The organism is Haemophilus sp. HMSC071C11, assembly GCF_001837655.1.
Taxonomy (GTDB): domain Bacteria; phylum Pseudomonadota; class Gammaproteobacteria; order Enterobacterales; family Pasteurellaceae; genus Haemophilus; species Haemophilus influenzae.
Map to the genome: position 1 here is coordinate 132,177 of NZ_KV833404.1, position 19,599 is coordinate 151,775.

At 37.6% G+C, this 19,599-nt stretch carries 12 protein-coding genes and 1 pseudogene; 10 read left to right on the forward strand and 3 right to left on the reverse strand.

What is annotated here, in order from left to right; all coding sequences use genetic code 11:
• The first annotated feature begins 123 nt into the window (after positions 1–123).
• The 4 genes from HMPREF2644_RS02975 (at position 124) to HMPREF2644_RS02990 (ending at position 8,636) form a co-directional block, all read left to right on the forward strand.
• Entirely contained in the window at positions 124–2,496 is a 2,373-nt protein-coding gene (locus HMPREF2644_RS02975; protein WP_011271878.1) for a type I restriction-modification system subunit M, read from the forward strand.
• 128 nt (positions 2,497–2,624) lie between these two features.
• Positions 2,625–4,088, forward strand: a complete 1,464-nt coding sequence (locus HMPREF2644_RS02980; RefSeq protein ID WP_005687643.1) for an ATP-binding protein — start codon at positions 2,625–2,627, stop codon at positions 4,086–4,088.
• 171 nt (positions 4,089–4,259) lie between these two features.
• Positions 4,260–5,510, forward strand: a complete 1,251-nt coding sequence (locus tag HMPREF2644_RS02985) for a restriction endonuclease subunit S (RefSeq protein WP_011271880.1) — start codon at positions 4,260–4,262, stop codon at positions 5,508–5,510.
• A 99-nt stretch (positions 5,511–5,609) separates the two neighbouring features.
• Complete coding sequence (locus tag HMPREF2644_RS02990) at positions 5,610–8,636, forward strand: type I restriction endonuclease subunit R (protein ID WP_011271881.1); 3,027 nt, start codon at positions 5,610–5,612, stop codon at positions 8,634–8,636.
• Positions 8,637–8,860: 224 nt separating this feature from the next.
• On the opposite strand, the gene ffh is transcribed toward HMPREF2644_RS02990, so the two are convergent.
• The gene (gene ffh / locus HMPREF2644_RS02995) at positions 8,861–10,240 is read right to left on the reverse strand and encodes a signal recognition particle protein (RefSeq protein ID WP_011271882.1); all 1,380 of its coding nucleotides are present in this window, start codon (positions 10,238–10,240) and stop codon (positions 8,861–8,863) included.
• 280 nt (positions 10,241–10,520) lie between these two features.
• Here ffh and HMPREF2644_RS03000 point away from each other — a divergent pair, with 280 nt between their 5' ends.
• The 3 genes from HMPREF2644_RS03000 (at position 10,521) to HMPREF2644_RS03010 (ending at position 13,163) form a co-directional block, all read left to right on the forward strand.
• Positions 10,521–11,783, forward strand: coding sequence for an HlyC/CorC family transporter (locus tag HMPREF2644_RS03000; RefSeq protein WP_032828395.1), 1,263 nt, complete (start codon positions 10,521–10,523; stop codon positions 11,781–11,783).
• Between the two features lie 128 nt (positions 11,784–11,911).
• On the forward strand, positions 11,912–12,682 hold the full coding sequence (locus tag HMPREF2644_RS03005) for a threonine/serine exporter family protein (protein WP_013525480.1): 771 nt from the start codon (positions 11,912–11,914) through the stop codon (positions 12,680–12,682).
• Between the two features lies 1 nt (position 12,683).
• Positions 12,684–13,163, forward strand: coding sequence for a threonine/serine exporter family protein (locus tag HMPREF2644_RS03010; protein ID WP_011271885.1), 480 nt, complete (start codon positions 12,684–12,686; stop codon positions 13,161–13,163).
• 89 nt (positions 13,164–13,252) lie between these two features.
• Here HMPREF2644_RS03010 and HMPREF2644_RS03015 read toward each other — a convergent pair whose 3' ends face one another.
• The gene (locus HMPREF2644_RS03015) at positions 13,253–13,594 is read right to left on the reverse strand and encodes a hypothetical protein (protein WP_011271886.1); all 342 of its coding nucleotides are present in this window, start codon (positions 13,592–13,594) and stop codon (positions 13,253–13,255) included.
• A 166-nt stretch (positions 13,595–13,760) separates the two neighbouring features.
• On the opposite strand from HMPREF2644_RS03015, the gene serS reads away from it, so the two are divergent.
• A complete protein-coding gene (serS, locus tag HMPREF2644_RS03020) occupies positions 13,761–15,050 on the forward strand; it encodes a serine--tRNA ligase (protein WP_011271887.1) in 1,290 nt (429 codons plus the stop codon).
• Between the two features lie 334 nt (positions 15,051–15,384).
• A complete protein-coding gene (locus HMPREF2644_RS03025; RefSeq protein ID WP_005654237.1) occupies positions 15,385–16,014 on the forward strand; it encodes a glutathione S-transferase family protein in 630 nt (209 codons plus the stop codon).
• Positions 16,015–16,031: 17 nt separating this feature from the next.
• Here the strand turns inward: HMPREF2644_RS03025 and HMPREF2644_RS03030 are convergent.
• Positions 16,032–16,265: pseudogene (locus HMPREF2644_RS03030) on the reverse strand (helix-turn-helix domain-containing protein); the annotation flags it as partial.
• A gap of 109 nt (positions 16,266–16,374) precedes the next feature.
• Between HMPREF2644_RS03030 and HMPREF2644_RS03035 the strand changes: the two are divergent.
• The gene (locus HMPREF2644_RS03035; protein ID WP_011271889.1) at positions 16,375–18,612 is read left to right on the forward strand and encodes a TonB-dependent hemoglobin/transferrin/lactoferrin family receptor; all 2,238 of its coding nucleotides are present in this window, start codon (positions 16,375–16,377) and stop codon (positions 18,610–18,612) included.
• The last annotated feature ends 987 nt before the right edge of the window (positions 18,613–19,599 follow it).

A 19,599-nucleotide genomic window follows, 5' to 3' on the forward strand; every position in this document is an offset into this window, starting at 1 on the left:
CTATAAGATCCTACAATCATAACTAATAACAATTAGCTTCCTTTAATAAAAGAAAAAATTGAATGCCCATTAAAAATAAGCAACAATACCCAAAAAATTTCATAATATTAAGTGGGAACAAATATGGAGCATTCTGTTCATAACAAACTGGTTTCTTTTATTTGGAGTATTGCAGACGATTGTCTGCGCGATGTGTATGTGCGCGGTAAATATCGTGATGTGATTTTACCGATGTTTGTGCTTCGTCGTTTGGATACTTTACTTGAGCCAAGCAAAGATGCCGTATTGGAAGAAATGCGTTTTCAAAAAGAAGAATTGGCATTCACCGAATTGGATGACCTTCCCCTTAAAAAAATTACCGGTCATGTTTTTTATAACACCTCAAAATGGACATTAAAATCCCTCTATCAAACCGCCAGCAATACGCCGCAGTATATGCTGGCCAATTTTGAAGAATATCTTGATGGTTTCAGCACCAACATTCATGAAATCATCAACTGCTTCAAGCTGCGTGAACAAATCCGCCATATGTCCCATAAAAATGTTTTGCTGAGCGTGTTGGAAAAATTTGTATCGCCCTATATCAATCTTACCCCTAAAGAACAACAAGACCCTGAGGGCAACAAATTACCAGCGCTGACCAATCTGGGCATGGGCTATGTATTTGAAGAACTGATTCGTAAATTTAACGAAGAAAATAACGAAGAAGCTGGCGAACACTTTACCCCACGCGAAGTGATCGAGCTGATGACGCATTTAGTCTTTGATCCGCTCAAAGACCAAATTCCGGCCATTATTACGATTTACGACCCAGCTTGCGGCAGCGGTGGCATGCTGACCGAGTCGCAAAACTTTATTGAGCAAAAATATCCGCTATCTGAATCACAAGGCGAGCGTTCCATCTTTTTGTTTGGTAAAGAAACCAATGATGAAACCTATGCCATTTGTAAATCTGACATGATGATTAAAGGTGATAATCCCGAAAACATCAAAGTCGGCTCAACCCTTGCTACAGATAGCTTCCAAGGTAATCACTTTGACTTTATGCTTTCCAACCCGCCATATGGCAAAAGCTGGAGCAAAGATCAAGCCTATATCAAAGACGGCAATGAGGTTATCGACAGTCGCTTTAAAGTTACCTTACCAGATTACTGGGGCAATGTAGAAACCCTTGATGCTACCCCACGCTCCAGCGATGGACAGCTGCTATTCCTAATGGAAATGGTCAGCAAAATGAAATCGCCGAATGACAACAAAATCGGCAGCCGAGTGGCCTCCGTGCATAACGGCTCAAGCCTGTTTACCGGCGATGCAGGTTCAGGAGAAAGCAACATTCGTCGCCATATTATTGAAAAAGATTTGCTCGAAGCCATCGTACAGCTGCCTAACAACCTGTTTTATAACACAGGTATTACCACTTATATTTGGTTGCTGTCCAACAACAAACCTGAAGCACGCAAAGGCAAAGTTCAGCTCATTGATGCCAGCCTCTTATTCCGCAAATTGCGTAAAAACCTTGGCGATAAAAACTGCGAATTTGTACCTGAACATATCGCCGAAATTACCCAAAACTATCTTGATTTCACTGCCAAAGCGCGCGAAACCGACAGCCAAAATGAAGCAGTCGGCCTGGCTTCGCAGATTTTTGACAATCAAGATTTCGGCTATTACAAAGTCACCATCGAACGCCCGGATCGCCGTTCTGCCCAATTTACCGCCGAAAATATCTCGCCTTTACGGTTTGACAAGGCTTTGTTTGAGCCGATGCAATATCTTTATCGGCAATATGGCGAACAAATTTACAACGCCGGATTTTTAGCCCAAACCGAGCAAGAAATTACCGCTTGGTGCGAAGCGCAGGGCATAGCCTTAAACAACAAAAACAAGACCAAGCTGCTGGACGTCAAAACCTGGGAAAAAGCCGCCGCACTTTTTCAGACGGCATCAACCTTGCTCGAACATTTCGGCGAACAACAATTTGACGATTTCAACCAATTCAAACAAGCCGTGGAATGCCGTCTGAAAGCCGAAAAAATCCCCCTTTCTGCCACAGAGAAAAAGGCCGTTTTCAATGCCGTAAGTTGGTACGACGAAAATTCAGCCAAAGTGATTGCCAAAACACTCAAGCTCAAACCAAACGAATTGGACGCCCTTTGCCAACGCTACCAATGCCAAGCCGACGAGCTGGCAGACTTTGGCTATTACGCCACCGGCAAAGCAGGCGAATATATCCTATATGAAACGAGCAGCGACTTGCGCGACAGCGAATCCATACCGCTCAAACAAAATATCCACGACTATTTCAAAGCCGAAGTGCAAGCGCACATCAGCGAAGCATGGCTGAATATGGAAAGCGTAAAAATCGGCTATGAAATCAGCTTCAACAAATACTTCTACCGCCACAAACCATTACGCAGCCTTGCAGAAGTTGCCCAAGATATTTTGGCGTTAGAAAAACAGGCTGACGGCTTGATTAGTGAAATTCTAGAGGCTTAATAAAAAACAAACTATTAAGCAAGTTTTAATAGGTCTTAAGTAAGGAAATTCAAAATATATAACACATTGAAAAATAATGAATTTTACCTTTTAAGCAAGATTTGGCATGAAATAAGCAAGGAATAATAATGACAGAACCGCTTTCTAAAATTAACGGCATTATCACAAAAAATTATTTAGAGATGCAGCCGGAAAACCAATATTTTGAGCGCAAAGGACTAGGAGAAAAAGACATCAAGCCAACTAAAATAGCTGAAGAATTAGTTGGAATGCTCAATGCTGATGGCGGAGTTTTGGCTTTTGGTGTGGCAGATAATGGCGAAATCCAAGACTTGAATAGCCTTGGCGATAAATTAGATGATTATCGGAAATTGGTTTTCGATTTTATTGCACCGCCTTGTCGGATTGGACTGGAAGAAATTCTGGTTGATGGAAAATTAGTTTTCTTATTCCACGTAGAGCAAGATTTAGAGCGTATTTATTGTCGCAAAGACAATGAAAATGTGTTCTTACGTGTAGCAGATAGTAATCGAGGCCCTCTCACCAGAGAACAAATCAAAAATCTTGAATATGATAAAAATATCCGTCTATTTGAAGATGAAATAGTTCCTGATTTTAATGAAGAAGATTTAGATCAAGAATTATTAGAGCTATATAAAAAGAAAGTTAATTTTACCTCCGATAATATCTTAGATTTATTATACAAGCGAAATTTATTAACCAAAAAGGAAGGTTGTTATCAGTTTAAAAAATCAGCCATTTTACTCTTTTCTACCATGCCGGAACGTTACATTCCTTCAGCATCAGTCCGCTATGTTCGTTATGAAGGTACAGTAGCGAAAGTCGGTACTGAGCATAATGTGATAAAAGACCAACGTTTTGAAAATAATATTCCAAAGCTAATTGAGGAGCTGACCTATTTTTTAAGAGCCTCTTTAAGGGATTATTACTTTCTTGATGTCAATCAGGGAAAATTTATCAAAGTACCGGAATATCCTGAAGAAGCTTGGTTAGAAGGTGTTGTAAATGCGCTTTGTCATCGTTCTTACAATGTTCAAGGTAATGTTATTTATATTAAACATTTCGACGATCGTCTTGAAATTAGTAATAGTGGCCCTCTCCCTGCTCAAGTCACCATTGAAAATATTAAAACGGAACGATTCGCTCGGAATCCACGTATAGCACGAGTTTTAGAGGATCTTGGGTATGTCCGTCAGCTTAATGAAGGCGTTTCCCGTATTTATGAGTCAATGGAAAAATCATTATTGGCAAAGCCTGAATATAGAGAACAAAACAACAATGTTTATCTAACATTGCGCAACCGTGTTACCGCACATGAAAAAACGGTATCTACAGCCACTATGCTGCAGATTGAAAAAGAATGGACAAACTACAACGACACCCAAAAAGCCATTTTGCTTTATCTATTTACAAATGGTACGGCGATATTGTCAGAATTAGTTGACTATACAAAAATCAATCAGAATTCGATCCGAGCGTATTTAAATGCCTTTATTCAGCAAGGTATTATTGAAAGACAAAGTGTAAAACAGCGTGACCCCAATGCCAAATATGCTTTTAGAAAAGATTAAGCAAGGTTTATCGCTTGCTAAGCAAGGAAATTGACAATGCTTAACTTGCTGAAAAATAATGATTTTTATCTTTTAAGCAAGATTTGGCATGAAATAAGCAAGTTTTTTTATAGTTAAACGGACAACAAATTGCATCAATAAGAGCGGTCATATTTTAAGGATTTTTTGCAAATGAGACGATACGAGCGTTACAAAGATTCAGGTGTGGATTGGCTAGGGGAGGTACCGAGCCATTGGGAGTTAAAACGCTTGAAACAATTATTTGTTGAAAAAAAACATAAGCAAAGCCTGTCTCTTAATTGTGGAGCCATTAGTTTTGGTAAAGTTATTGAAAAATCGGATGATAAAGTAACAGAGGCAACAAAACGTTCATATCAAGAGGTGTTAAAAGGCGAGTTTTTAATAAATCCTTTAAACTTAAATTATGACCTAATTAGTTTGAGAATTGCTTTATCAGAAATAGACGTTGTTGTAAGTGCCGGTTACATTGTTTTAAAAGAAAAACAAATAATTAATAAAAAATACTTTTCGTATTTATTACATAGATACGATGTTGCATATATGAAATTATTAGGTTCAGGTGTAAGACAAACGATTAACTATGGGCATATTTCAGACAGTATTTTGGTTATTCCACCTCTCTCCGAACAACAAAAAATCGCACAATTCCTAGACGATAAAACCGCTAAAATCGATCAGGCGGTGGATTTGGCGGAAAAGCAGATTGCCCTGTTGAAAGAGCACAAGCAGATCCTGATTCAAAATGCCGTAACCCGAGGCTTAAACCCTGATGTGCCGTTAAAAGATTCCGGCGTGGAATGGATAGGGCAAGTGCCGGAGCATTGGGATGTGCAACGTTCAAAATTCATTTTCAAGAAAATAGAAAGAAAAGTGAATGAGGAAGACCAAATTGTTACTTGTTTTAGGGATGGGCAAGTAACTCTGAGAGCTAATCGAAGAACTGAAGGATTTACAAATGCGCTAAAAGAACACGGCTACCAAGGAATTAGAAAAGGTGATTTAGTTATTCACGCTATGGATGCTTTTGCAGGGGCAATTGGTATTTCTGATTCAGATGGTAAAGCAACACCAGTTTATTCCGTTTGTTTGCCTCATGATAAACAAAAAATCGATGTCTATTTTTACGCTTATTACTTAAGAAATCTTGCATTATCAGGATTTATTAGCTCCTTAGCTAAAGGAATTAGAGAGCGTTCAACAGATTTTCGCTATTCTGATTTTGCAGAATTATTACTACCTATTCCTCCATATTTAGAACAGCAAAAAATTGCCGACTACCTAGATAAACAAACCTCTAAAATTGATCGAGCAATCGCATTAAAAACAGCCCATATTGAAAAGCTGAAAGAATATAAAAGCGTGTTGATTAACGATGTGGTGACCGGCAAGGTGCGGGTATAGGTGTGAAAAGTGCGGTCAAAAAATCCGATGGATTTTGAATATCGGCGCGACAACTTGGGCGTAATGAATAAATTTAAAAAATTCACAAAAGGGTGAAAAATGGTTTCAGGAACTAAGGAAAAAGATTTAGAAATTGCCATCGAAAAAGCCTTAACTGGCACTTGGCGTGAAAACATGGAAAATAAGCTGGGCGAGCCGAAGGCTGAATACCTGCCGCGCCATCATGGTTTTAAACTGGCATTTTCACAGGATTTTGATGCGCAGTTTGCCATCGACACACGTCTGTTTTGGCAATTCCTGCAAACCAGCCAAGAGGCAGAACTTGCCCGTTTTCAACAACTCAACCCAAACGACTGGCAGCGTAAAATTTTGGAGCGATTAGACCGCCAAATAAAGAAAAACGGCGTGTTGCACCTGCTGAAAAAAGGCTTGGATATTGATAGCGCCCATTTTGATTTGCTCTACCCCGTTCCGCTTGCCAGCAGCGGCGAAAAGGTCAAGCAGCGTTTTGAACAGAATTTGTTTAGCTGTATGCGTCAAGTGCCTTATTCTGCCTCAAGCAATGAAACGGTGGATATGGTGCTGTTTGCCAATGGCTTGCCGATTATTGCCCTTGAGCTGAAAAACCATTGGACAGGTCAGACAGCCATTGATGCGCAAAAACAATACCTCAACCGTGATTTAAGCCAAACGTTGTTCCATTTCGGGCGTTGTTTGGCGCATTTTGCCTTAGATACGGAAGAAGCTTATATGACCACCAAATTGGCGGGGCCTGCTACGTTTTTCTTGCCGTTTAACTTGGGCAACAACTGCGGTAAGGGTAATCCGCCCAATCCCAATGGACACCGCACGGCGTATTTATGGCAAGAGGTGTTCGGCAAAGCAAGCCTTGCCAACATTATTCAGCATTTTATGCGCTTAGACGGTTCAACCAAAGATCCGTTGGATAAACGTACCCTCTTTTTCCCTCGCTATCACCAATTAGATGTGGTCCGCCGTTTGATTGCTGATGTCAGTGAACATGGCGTGGGTAAACGTTATTTGATTCAACATTCTGCCGGTTCGGGCAAGTCTAATTCCATTACTTGGCTGGCGTATCAGTTGATTGAGGCATATCCGCGCAATGAAAAGGCGGCAAACGGTAGAGAGGCAGACCGCCCGATTTTTGATTCGGTGATTGTCGTAACCGACCGTCGTTTGTTGGATAAGCAACTGCGCGACAATATCAAAGATTTTTCAGAAGTTAAAAACATTGTTGCGCCGGCGTTGAGTTCGGCAGAGTTGCGCCAATCGCTTGAGCAGGGCAAAAAAATCATTATTACCACGATTCAAAAATTCCCGTTTATTGTCGATGGCATTGCTGATTTAGGCGACAAACAATTTGCGGTGATTATTGATGAGGCACACAGCTCACAATCAGGTTCGGCACACGACAATATGAACCGGGCCATCGGCAAAACGGAAGACCTTGATGCTGAAGATGTGCAAGATTTGATTTTACAAACCATGCAATCCCGCAAAATGCACGGCAATGCGTCGTATTTTGCTTTCACCGCCACACCGAAAAACAGCACTTTGGAAAAATTCGGCGAAAAACAGGCGGATGGCAAGTTTAAGCCGTTCCACCTTTATTCTATGAAGCAGGCGATTGAAGAAGGCTTTATTTTGGATGTAATCGCCAATTACACCACCTATAAAAGTTTTTATGAGATCACTAAGTCGATTGAAGATAATCCGGAGTTTGATAGTAAAAAGGCTCAAAGCCGTCTGAAAGCCTATGTGGAGCGTTCGCAACAAACGATTGATACTAAAGCGGAGATAATGCTGGATCATTTTATTTACCAAGTTTTCAACCGTAAAAAACTCAAAGGCAAAGCCAAGGGAATGGTGGTAACGCAAAATATTGAAACCGCCATCCGCTATTTTCAGGCGTTAAAACATTTGCTGGCCGGGCGGGGTAATCCGTTTAAAATTGCGATTGCGTTTTCAGGCAGTAAAGTGGTTGACGGTGTCGAATACACCGAAGCGGAAATGAACGGCTTTGCAGAAAGCGAAACCAAAGAGTATTTCGATCAAGATGAATATCGTTTGCTGGTGGTCGCCAATAAATATCTGACCGGTTTCGATCAGCCGAAATTGTGTGCCATGTATGTGGATAAGAAACTCTCCGGCGTGCTTTGCGTGCAGGCTTTATCTCGTTTGAATCGCAGTGCGAATAAGTTGAGTAAACGCACGGAAGATTTGTTTGTATTGGACTTTTTTAACAGCGTTGAAGATATTCAGCAGGCATTTGAGCCGTTTTATACTTCTACTTCGTTGTCGCAGGCAACCGATGTCAATGTCTTGCATGATTTGAAAGACCGGTTGGATGAAACCGGCGTGTACGAACAAGCGGAGGTCAACGATTTTACTGAAGGCTATTTTGCCAATAAAGACGCACAGCAATTAAGCAGTATGATTGATGTGGCTGTCCAACGTTTTGATGATGAATTGGAATTGGATTTGGATCGAAATGAAAAAGTTGATTTTAAAATCAAGGCAAAACAGTTTTTAAAAATTTACGGGCAAATGGCCTCCATCATCAATTTTGAAAATATCGCTTGGGAAAAGCTCTATTGGTTCCTCAAATTCTTAGTACCCAAATTAAAAGTACAAGACCCGATGGATGAATTTGATGAAATTTTAGATGCAGTGGATTTAAGCTCTTACGGCTTGGCGCGCACCAAGCTGAATTACAGCATTAAATTAGATGATGAAGAAACAGAGCTTGACCCGCAAAACCCCAATCCGCGCGGTACGCATGGTGAAGATAAAGAAAAAGATCCGATTGATGAAATTATTCGTGTATTTAACGAAAGATGGTTTCAAGATTGGAGCGCAACGCCGGATGAGCAACGGGTAAAATTTATCAATATTACCGAGCGCATCCGCAGCCATAAAGACTTTGAGCAGAAATATCAAAATAACCCGGATATTCATACCCGTGAATTGGCTTTCCAAGCCATTTTGCGCGATGTGATGAGCGAACGCCATAGGGATGAATTAGAGCTATACAAACTTTTTGCCAAAGATGCCGCATTTAGAACCGCTTGGACGCAAAGTTTGCAACGGGCTTTGGCTGGATAGAAAAGATTGCCTGAAAAATTAACGTTCGGCTCTCCTTTTCTATCTAAATTAATATCATCGTAAACATTAATTAATTTTTTCACATACTTAAAAGAGAAAATTAAATATAGTTTCCATAACAGCAACGTCGTTAATTAGAATAATTTATAAATTAGCTATAATTCATAAAACACAAAAGTGCGGTAAAAATATTTCTTTTTTAACCGCACTTTTATCTTCTGAAATTATCGTTTAAACATTCCGCCTAAACCGCCTAAGCCTCCGCCCATTAAGCCTTGCATTCCACGCATCATTTTAGCCATGCCGCCTTTACGCATTTTCTTCATCATACGTTGCATTTCATCGAATTGTTTAAGTAATTTATTGACATCTTGCACTTGAGTGCCAGAACCTAATGCAATACGACGACGGCGAGATCCTTTGATAATATCTGGGTTGGCACGTTCTTTTAGGGTCATGGAGTTAATGATCGCTTCCATTTTGACAAACATTTTGTCATCCACTTGATTTTTAACGTGCTCAGGCAAATTTTTTGCACCTGGTAATTTCTCAAGCATAGACATCATGCCACCCATTTTTTTCATTTCGATCAGCTGTTCGCGGAAATCATCTAAAGTGAAATCATCGCCTTTCTTGAATTTCTGCGCCATTTTTTCCGCTTTTTCACGATCAACAGAACGTTCAAGATCCTCAATCAATGAAAGCACATCGCCCATGCCCAAAATACGGGAAGCAACACGATCAGGATGGAACGGCTCAAGTGCCTCCGTTTTCTCACCCACACCCAAGAATTTAATTGGTTTACCTGTGATTTGACGAATCGATAACGCCGCACCACCGCGCGCATCACCGTCCACTTTCGTCAAAATAACCCCTGTAAGAGGCAATGCTTCATTAAAGGCTTTTGCTGTATTTGCCGCATCTTGACCAGTCATCGCATCAACAGTGAAAAGGGTTTCGATTGGATTTAATGCAGCATGGACTTGCTTGATTTCGTCCATCATTTCTGTATCAACGTGTAGGCGACCTGCCGTATCCACAATCAACACATCGTAGAATTTCAGTTTTGCATCAGCAAGTGCCTCTTTAGCAATATCAACGGGGTTTTGTTTAACATCCGATGGAAAAAAATCCACGCCAACGGATTGAGCCAAGGTTTCAAGTTGCTTAATCGCAGCAGGGCGATATACGTCAGCAGACACCACTAACACTTTCTTTTTATGGCGTTCACGCAAGAATTTTGCCAATTTACCCACGCTGGTGGTTTTACCCGCACCTTGTAAACCTGCCATTAAGATAACTGCTGGTGGTTGGGTTGCAAGATTTAAACTTTCATTGGCTTCGCCCATGGCTTTTTCAAGCTCACGCTGAACGATTTTTAAGAACTCTTGCCCTGGCGTTAAACTTTTATTGACTTCTTCCCCAAGCGCGCTTTCTTTTACTTTTGCGATAAATTCACGCACCACAGGCAAGGCAACATCGGCTTCAAGTAATGCCATACGCACTTCGCGCAAGGTTTCTTTAATATTATCTTCCGTTAAACGGCCTTTTCCTGTGATATTACGTAAGGTTTTGGAAAGGCGATCCGATAAATTCTCAAACATGGCTAACAATCCTGTTTTTCTTAAAAAATTGTGCTGATTATACCGAAATTTAGGCGTTTTTCATCATTTCAAATGAAAATGGATTTTTGAGTAGGCAATTTCATGAAGAAAGCATAGGAGATAAGGAAAAAGAATGATTATTTAGCCAATTTCAGGTATTATTCTGCCCACTCTTGGCTATTTGAGCAGCTATTTGATTTAGCAAAATCAAATAACAGGTAAAAAGTGCGGTGAAAAATGACCGCACTTTTTGTTGATTAACGAACAAAAGGATTTTCCCTTGGATAGCATTCCCCTTAGTACTTTATTTATTATTCTTATTATCTGTTTAGTTTTATCAGCCTATTTTTCTGGTTCTGAAACTGGACTACTCTCCCTCAATAAATATCGTCTTCGTTTTCTATCTGAACAAGGCAATAAAGGCGCGAAAAAAGCGGAAAAACTGCTAGAAAAGCCAGATACTTTGTTAAGTTTTATTCTTATTTTTAATAACCTTGTGAATATCAGCGCATCTGCAATTGCAACAGTAATTGGTATGCGTTTATATGGCGATGCTGGCGTGGCGATTGCAACGGGTTTGCTCACTTTCGTAATGCTTGTATTTTCTGAAATATTCCCCAAAACGGTGGCTGCAATGCACGCAGAAAAAGTGAGTTTTTTTTCAAGTCATATTTTAACTTCATTGCTTAAAATCTTTTATCCGCTCGTTTGGTTAATGAATATTTTTACTAAATCCTTGATGCAAATAGTAGGGTTAAAACTTGATATGCAAAAACAAGTAATTAGTAGTGAAGAACTGCGTAGTATTGTGTCAGAAGCAGGCGAAGCAACACCAAATGAACAACATCCACAAATGTTGCTGTCTATTTTGGATATGGAGACAGTCACTGTTGATGACATTATGGTTCCCCGCAACGAAATCGGCGGTATAAATATTGATGATGATTGGCGAGCTATTATGCGCCAGCTCAATCATGCTGCACATAACCGCGTGGTGCTTTACAAAGGCAGCCTTGATGAACAAGTGCTTGGCATTTTGCGCGTGCGTGAAGCATTCCGCTTACTGCTTGAAAAAAATGAATTTACCAAAGAAACCTTAATTCGTGCCGCAGATGAAGTGTATTTCATTCCTGAAAGCACGCCATTAAAAACGCAACTTGCAAATTTCCGTACAAATAAAGAGCGAATTGGCTTAGTTGTAGATGAATACGGCGATATTAAAGGGCTTGTGACGTTGGAAGATATTTTGGAAGAAATTGTTGGGGATTTTACCACTTCCACCGCCCCAAGCATTGACAAAGAAGTAATTCAACAGTCTGATGGTTCAATGATTATCGATGGCTCCGCTAATCTACGCGATCTCAACAAAATGTTTAACTGGGAATTAGATACAGAAGATGCTCGTACTTTTAATGGTTTAATCTTAGAACACTTAGAGGAAATACCCGATGAAGGCACGATTTGCGAAATTGATGGTTTGCTAATCACTATTCTTGAAGTGGGCGATAATATGATAAAACAGGCGAAAGTCGTCAAACTTTAATCATAAAAAACTCCGCCAAATTGAACCGCACTTTTGACTTGGATCATAAGTGCGGTTCTTTTTTTGCGCATTTTTTAGAAAAGATTTTTATAATTCTTTCTAGGTATATTTTGATAGAGAAGAAAGATATGGAACACGAATATCAACGGGCGGTGACTCGCGTGTGCGTACAAACGGCACTGCTCTTGTTACAACATGGGGCAGAAAGTACCGTGGTGGTGCAAATGGCACAGCGTTTAGGCGTAGCACTTGGCGTAGAAAGTGTAGAATGTGCGCTTACGGCAAATGCAGTTGTGCTGACGACCTTATCAGATAATCATTGCATTACTACCGCACGAAAAAATACAGATAAAGGCATTAATATGCAAATGGTTACTGATGTTCAACGCATTGTGATTGCCGTTGAGCATCATTTGTATGAGTTAGAGATCGTACAAAGAAAACTGGATCAATTAAAACCGCTTAAATATAACCGATGGTTAGTTGTATTCATGATTGGCTTATCTTGTGCAGCATTCGCCCATTTATCTGGCGGAGACTGGATAATTTGTAGCATTACCTTTGTGGCAGCCGCCATTGCCATGTTTGTGCGACAAGAATTTTCTAAACGGCACTATAATCCCCTTATCGTCTTTTCCATCACCTCTTTCGTCGCCTCTCTGATTTCTGGCGTGAGCTTAAAATATAACTTAGGTAACGATCCTCAAATTGCTTTAGCGTCTAGTGTGTTATTACTTGTGCCAGGGTTTCCTCTGATTAATTCTTTGGCGGATATATTAAAAGGTTATGTGAATATGGGATTAGGCCGTTGGACGATTGCGACTGTTCTCACTTTTGGCGCATGTCTTGGTATTGTATTCGCTTTAAGCCTATTACATATTACAACTTGGGGGCATTAAAATGTTATCAGACATCACAATATTTATCTTGAAATTACTCGATGATATGCTATGTGCTGCGATTCCAGCGGTGGGCTTTGCTTTAGTATTTAATGTGCCGCCCAAAGCCTTAAAATATTGTGCAATTTTAGCCGCACTTGGGCATGTTACACGCACATTATTACTGCATATTAATATGCCTATTGTATTTGCTACATTCTTTGCCACTTGTGTGATTGGATTTTTAGGCGTGCATCTTTCCCATCGTTATTTAGCCCATCCCAAAGCCTTCACCGTTGCCGCAATTATCCCCATGATCCCCGGTGTTCATGCTTATAAAGCAATGATTTCAATGGTACAAATTCATCATTTTGGCTTTTCTGATGCTTTATTTGAACAGATGATTAGCTCCTTTATTAATACCAGTTTTATCCTAGGCGCAATAGTATTTGGATTAGCTTTACCAGGCTTATTGTTTTATCGACAAAAACCTGTGGTGTAACACTAAAAACAGTGCAACAAAAAAGCCGACATTTGTCGGCTTTCTACTATTCTTGTGATTTTTTCTTGAGGTATTCATAAAGCTCATCTTTAATCCGTAATTTTTCTTTTTTCAAATAACGATTTCCATTTTGTAATCAATTCATTATTTAATGTTTGGCGCGCTTGATTATTCACATAACGAATGTATTCCACAAAAAGTTGATCCTCTTCTTTACGATCAAAAGAGGATAGAATTAATTGATTAAGATTATTTTCTTGAGAAAACTTAAAATGTGAGGCAATTTGCTGAACAGTTTCATTTTCAACTTTAGCTCTCGCTTTCACAAAATCAGATTGATTTAAAAAAGCCACTAATTGAGCGGATGAAGTAAGAATTTTTGTAAATTCATGATACGCAGAATCTGTCGCCTTACGCTCAATTTTTACCATATCAACGGCATCAGCATCACCACTAACTAAATGGGGCGTGGATTCTAATACAAAGTGCGGTCAATTTTTCTTTATTTTTATACGTTGGCTTTTAAACTGGTTTATTTGAAGAAAGCACGCTAGAATAAGATTGTTTTCATTTCAACGAAAAAAGTAAGGAAATTCTATGATCGATCCAAATTTACTCCGTAATAATTTAGCAGAAGTCGCAGAAAAATTAAAAGTAAAACGCAACTTTATGCTTGATACGGAAAAACTCACCGCGTTAGAAGATCAGCGCAAAAACTTACAAGTCACTACCGAAAACTTACAAGCGGAACGTAATGCTCGTTCCAAAGCCATTGGTGCTGCTAAAGTGCGTGGTGAAGATATCGCACCATTATTGGCAGAAATGGATGATATGGGCAATCAATTGACTGAAGCAAAAGCACAATTAGATGCGGTACTTGCAGAAATCAATCAAATTGCATTAAGTATTCCAAATCTACCCGCAGACGAAGTGCCATTAGGCAAAGATGACACAGAAAATAAAGAAATCTTACGTTGGGGTACACCGCATACATTTGATTTTGAAGTGAAAGATCATATCACTTTGGGTGAAGAAGCAAATGGCTTAGATTTTGCTGCTGGGGCTAAATTAGCTGGTGCGCGTTTTGCCGTAATGAAAGGTCAAATCGCTAAAATGCACCGCGCATTGGCACAATTCATGTTAGATCTTCATACTGAACAACACGGCTATTTAGAAACCTATGTGCCTTATTTAGTAAATCACGCAACACTTTATGGTACAGGGCAATTACCAAAATTCGGGGAAGATTTATTCCATACTTTAGCCTTAGAAGGCGAACAACCTTACGCATTAATTCCAACCGCAGAAGTGCCCGTCACTAATTTAGTGCGTGATGTAATTATTGATGAAGCAGAATTACCAATAAAAATGACCGCACATACGCCATGTTTCCGTTCTGAAGCTGGCTCTTACGGTCGTGATACTCGTGGTTTAATTCGTATGCACCAATTTGATAAAGTAGAAATGGTACAAATCGTTGATCCAGATAAATCAATGGAAGCACTTGAAGAATTAACAGGTCATGCGGAAAAAGTATTGCAATTATTAAATTTACCATACCGTAAAGTTTTACTTTGCACAGGCGATATGGGCTTTGGTTCTTGCAAAACTTACGATTTAGAAGTTTGGCTGCCTGCACAAAATACTTATCGAGAAATTTCTTCTTGCTCAAATATGTGGGATTTCCAAGCTCGCCGTATGCAAGCTCGCTGTAAAGCAAAAGGCGATAAGAAAACTCGCTTAGTGCACACATTAAATGGTTCAGGCTTAGCGGTTGGTCGTACTTTAGTGGCTGTACTTGAAAACTATCAAAATGCCGATGGTTCAATTACCGTGCCAGAAGAGCTACGTCCATATATGGGCGGATTAGACGTTATCGGAAAATAATCCTTCTAGAAGATAAAAAAGCGTGGATTTTAAAATTTCCACGCTTTTTTATTATCAAAGCCTTACAATAACTGTTTTAAATTTTTTGGCATTCAAGCCAATTAGGAACTTTATTCTATTATAAAATTATATCTATAACATAGAAAATTTATCTTTCAATTGACATCAATATCCAGAGCATTACTCTAAAAAACATATCAAAGTATCTAAATTGTTATAATATTAGTTCACTTTACGATTAAACAATAGTAAGAAGCAATTTTAATAAGTTAGATATTCCACGTATAAAACAGTATAATTCCATCAATAGATCATAAACCAACAGGAGTATTTTATGAAATTATATGGTTTAATTGGTGCGTGTTCATTTGTTCCACATGTGGCATTAGAGTGGGTAAAAATACGTGAAAATGCTGATTATGAATTTGAACCTGTCACTCGTGAGTTAATTAAATCACCTGAATTTTTATCATTGAATCCACGCGGGGCAGTACCTGTATTAGTTGATGGCGATTTAGTTCTTTCGCAGAACCAAGCGATTTTGCACTATTTAGATGAACTTTATCCTAATTCAAAATTATTTGGTAGCAAAACCGTACGTGATAAAGCCAAAGCAGCTCGCTGGTTAGCATTTTTTAATTCCGATGTGCATAAATCATTTGTGCCTCTGTTCCGTTTGCCAAACTATGCAAAAGATAACGAAACACTTGCACACACTATTCGCCAACAAGCAGTAGAGCAAATTTTAGATCAACTTGCAGTCGCAAATGAGCATTTAGAAAGTCACATTTATTTTGGAGAAGATATTTCCGTTGCAGATGCCTATCTTTACATTATGCTCAATTGGTGTCGAGCAGTGGGTATAGATTTCAGCCACTTAACACAACTTTCGGCTTTTATGCAACGTGTTGAGACTGATCAAGCTGTCGAAAATGTGAGAAAAAGTGAAGAACTAAAAGTATAAACAGGAAGTTTCTACAAAAATTGCCCGTTTTTAACCGTTTGTATCACGTTAAGTTTAAATTTAAGTGAGTAATTTCGCTTCTTACCCAACACAGCTAACCAATTGATTCTACTATGATTAAACTGGTTAATCCAATGTCGCAATGTTCTACTGTCAAGTTGAAAATGTTTACTGATGAGTGAATAATTTTTACCATTTTGAATATAAAATTCGATGACTTGTTGTTTGAAAAGAGTGTTGTATTTGGCTATAAAAAATCTGCATCTTACAATTAATTTATATAAGTAAAAATATCTTGCTTTTATCATCGTTAAACTTAGAATAAATATAAATAATTATCATTAAGATTTAAGGGTATATATGAATATTTTAATTAATAAACGTATCTTTTTATTAGTTACCCTTGTAGGTATTCAACTAAATGTAACCGCAAAACAAAATTCTTCTAATTCTAATAGAGAGGAGTTATTACCTATTATTGTGAACACTAATGATGATAGTAATAAACTACCTGGTCGTTCAGTATTAAAACAGAAAAATATCGAACAACAACAAGCTGATAATGCAGCAAACTTAATTAATATCTTACCAGGTGTGAATATGGCTGGCGGATTTCGTCCTGGTGGGCAAACATTAAATATTAATGGAATGGGTGACGCTGAAGATGTTAGAGTGCAGTTAGATGGGGCTACAAAAAGTTTTGAAAAATACCAACAGGGTTCTATTTTTATTGAGCCTGAATTATTAAGAAGAGTAACAGTAGACAAAGGAAATTATTCTCCTCAATATGGTAATGGTGGTTTTGCTGGAACAGTAAAATTTGAAACTAAGGCTGCTAGGGATTTCTTGCAAGAAAACCAGAAAATAGGTGGTTTTTTAAAGTATGGAAATAATAGCAATAATAACCAAAAAACTTATAGTACTGCACTAGTTTTACAAAATGAACAAAAAAATATTGATTTATTATTATTTGGTTCTGTAAGAAATGCTGGCGATTATAAAAGACCCGATAATAGCAAAATTCTTTTTTCAAAAAATAATCAAAAAACCGGATTAATAAAAGTAAATTGGCAAATTTCACCCGAGCATTTACTCACATTATCGAGTGTTTATGGTATTCATAAAGGCTGGGAGCCTTTCGCAGCAAAAAGAGATATCCTACCTAAACCAAGTTCGGGTGATATAATGCGTTATGGTGCTGATATTGCTTGGAAACGTAAACTGGTTTATCGAGATCAAAAAGATAAAAATTACACATTAAAATACAACTATCTACCTGAAAATAACCCATGGATTAACTTATCTACTCAGTTCAGCTACAGTAAAACCACACAAAATGATACTCGCCCCGAAAAAGCCCCTCCTGTATTTCTGGGTACACTCGGTAATCAAAGCTGGATAACTTATTCAGATCTTACTTTTGATATAAATAACACAAGTACTTTTAATATCAAAAGTACTCGGCATGAACTACTATTTGGTTTGCAATGGTTAAAAAACACAAGAAATACTTTAATGTACGATAAAAGTAAAGTGAAAAAAGAGGACTATAATTATGGCTATTTTCAACCTTATTATATGCCTTCTGGACGTCAATATACACAGGCACTTTATTTACAAGATCAAATAACATGGAAGAATATAATTTTTAGCACAGGAGTGCGTTATGACCATATCAATAATATAGGGCAGAAAAATTTTGCACCACAATATAATGATATATCTGTGGGGCAGAATTATAGTCAGAAAAATTATAATGGCTGGTCTTATTATTTAGGTCTTAAGTATGATGTAAACCATTATTTAAGTTTATTTACAAATTTTAGTAGAACTTGGCGTGCACCTGTTATTGATGAACAATATGAGACGCAATATAAGCAATCTTCTGGGCCTGTAACAGCAACCTCTTTAAATTTAGAAAAAGAAATGATTAATCAAACGAGAGTGGGTGGAATTATTACTCTCAATCATCTATTTCAGGAAAATGATGTTTTTCAATTTAGAACTACTTATTTTTACAATCGCGGCAAGAATGAAATATTTAAAACCAGAGGAGTTAATTGTGTAGGCAATGCTGCAGATACCAATCATGTTTGTCCTAAAATCATTGGAAATTATCGTAATTTGCCAGGTTATGTTATTCAAGGTGCAGAGTTAGAAGCTTATTACCAATCTACTTATTTATTTGGTGAGATAACATATTCTTATGTAAAAGGAAAACGTGACACCTCACCAAGAAACCCATGGGGTAAAACCTCAACATGGATTGCAGAAATACCCCCTAGAAAAGCAACTACTGCTTTAGGTTTTAATATTCCCAAATATAATTTTACAGCTGGCTGGCGTGCTGAGTTTGTAAGAAGACAAGATCGATCACCATTATCTGGTGACCCTGAAGCAAAATATTGGTCATTGCCAGCTTCAAGAGGATATAGCCTACATAACCTATTCCTTTCTTGGAGCCCTGCAAAAATTAAAGGTATGAATATTAAGATTACAGTGGATAATTTATTCAATCGAGCATACAACCCTTATCTAGGCGAATTGGCTTCTGGAACAGGTAGAAATATCAAATTTAGCCTATCTCAGAAATTTTAGAATAAATAGCCCGATTGAATCTAATCGGGCTTTATCATAACTATAATTAAGCAAAACCTAACTATAATGTCCATTATACAAGATTAATCATAAATATACTTTTTTGAAAAAAATTTACAGAAAATTTATCTTAATATAGGAGATATATTAAGATAAATACATCATTAAAGAATGTAGAGATAATAGGTATAATCCCCTATACTAATTTTAGTATTCTTTGAAGAGCAAATTTAAATAATAAATCCAAAATAAATACAATATCTGAAATTATAGATGAGTATTAAAATTATATTTTATCTTTACCCTATTACTATTCATAATAGAAACTAAACTCACCTAAAAATTTAAATATAATTTAATGTCTAGTCTAACAACAAAGCCAACGCATATTTATTCTTGTTTTTCTTTCTTTCCGATTAATATCATTAGTTTTCACAAATATCACTATTCAAAACGACACCTTATGTCTTACTAACTTTTCTAATATAAGAATATCATTAGAATAAACTATTAAGAAGAAAGTTAAAGCTCCAGTATTATGTAACAAGTTATTAATAATTTGATATAACTTTTCATATAAAAGCAATGTACCTTTATAACATAATTACAATGTATCCTGTTATAAATTTATAGCAATGTCCTAAATAGTAAAGAGTACGAACAAAATACATATAGGTTATTAATTACTTTAAAAATATTAGAATATATTTATAGATTTAGGAATAATTACATTTATCTATCAAAGTATGGTTAATCTAGAGAAATTTTTTACAGCAATACAACAACCTTACAAAGAATTCAAATATTCTGATTTTTAGGAAAAAACAAAAACCCTAGTTTTTCAACTGGGGTTATTTTTTCTTTATCTAATTTTTTTAATTTTAATTCTGTTTTTACTTAATTTAATTTTATCTGTCTTAGATAGATTTATATTTAGATTTTTATTTGGTAACCCGGCGGTGCCCTACTCTCACATGGGGAAACCCC

Bases quoted from the DNA above. Each gene is read 5' to 3' on its own strand.
- HMPREF2644_RS03015 (WP_011271886.1), bottom strand. From the start codon at position 13,594: ATGGTAAAAATTGAGCGTAAGGCGACAGATTCTGCGTATCATGAATTT.
- serS (WP_011271887.1), top strand. From the start codon at position 13,761: ATGATCGATCCAAATTTACTCCGTAATAATTTAGCAGAAGTCGCAGAA.
- HMPREF2644_RS02980 (WP_005687643.1), top strand. From the start codon at position 2,625: ATGACAGAACCGCTTTCTAAAATTAACGGCATTATCACAAAAAATTAT.
- ffh (WP_011271882.1), bottom strand. From the start codon at position 10,240: ATGTTTGAGAATTTATCGGATCGCCTTTCCAAAACCTTACGTAATATC.
- HMPREF2644_RS03005 (WP_013525480.1), top strand. From the start codon at position 11,912: ATGGAACACGAATATCAACGGGCGGTGACTCGCGTGTGCGTACAAACG.
- HMPREF2644_RS03010 (WP_011271885.1), top strand. From the start codon at position 12,684: ATGTTATCAGACATCACAATATTTATCTTGAAATTACTCGATGATATG.
- HMPREF2644_RS02990 (WP_011271881.1), top strand. From the start codon at position 5,610: ATGGTTTCAGGAACTAAGGAAAAAGATTTAGAAATTGCCATCGAAAAA.
- HMPREF2644_RS02985 (WP_011271880.1), top strand. From the start codon at position 4,260: ATGAGACGATACGAGCGTTACAAAGATTCAGGTGTGGATTGGCTAGGG.
- HMPREF2644_RS03025 (WP_005654237.1), top strand. From the start codon at position 15,385: ATGAAATTATATGGTTTAATTGGTGCGTGTTCATTTGTTCCACATGTG.
- HMPREF2644_RS03035 (WP_011271889.1), top strand. From the start codon at position 16,375: ATGAATATTTTAATTAATAAACGTATCTTTTTATTAGTTACCCTTGTA.
- HMPREF2644_RS02975 (WP_011271878.1), top strand. From the start codon at position 124: ATGGAGCATTCTGTTCATAACAAACTGGTTTCTTTTATTTGGAGTATT.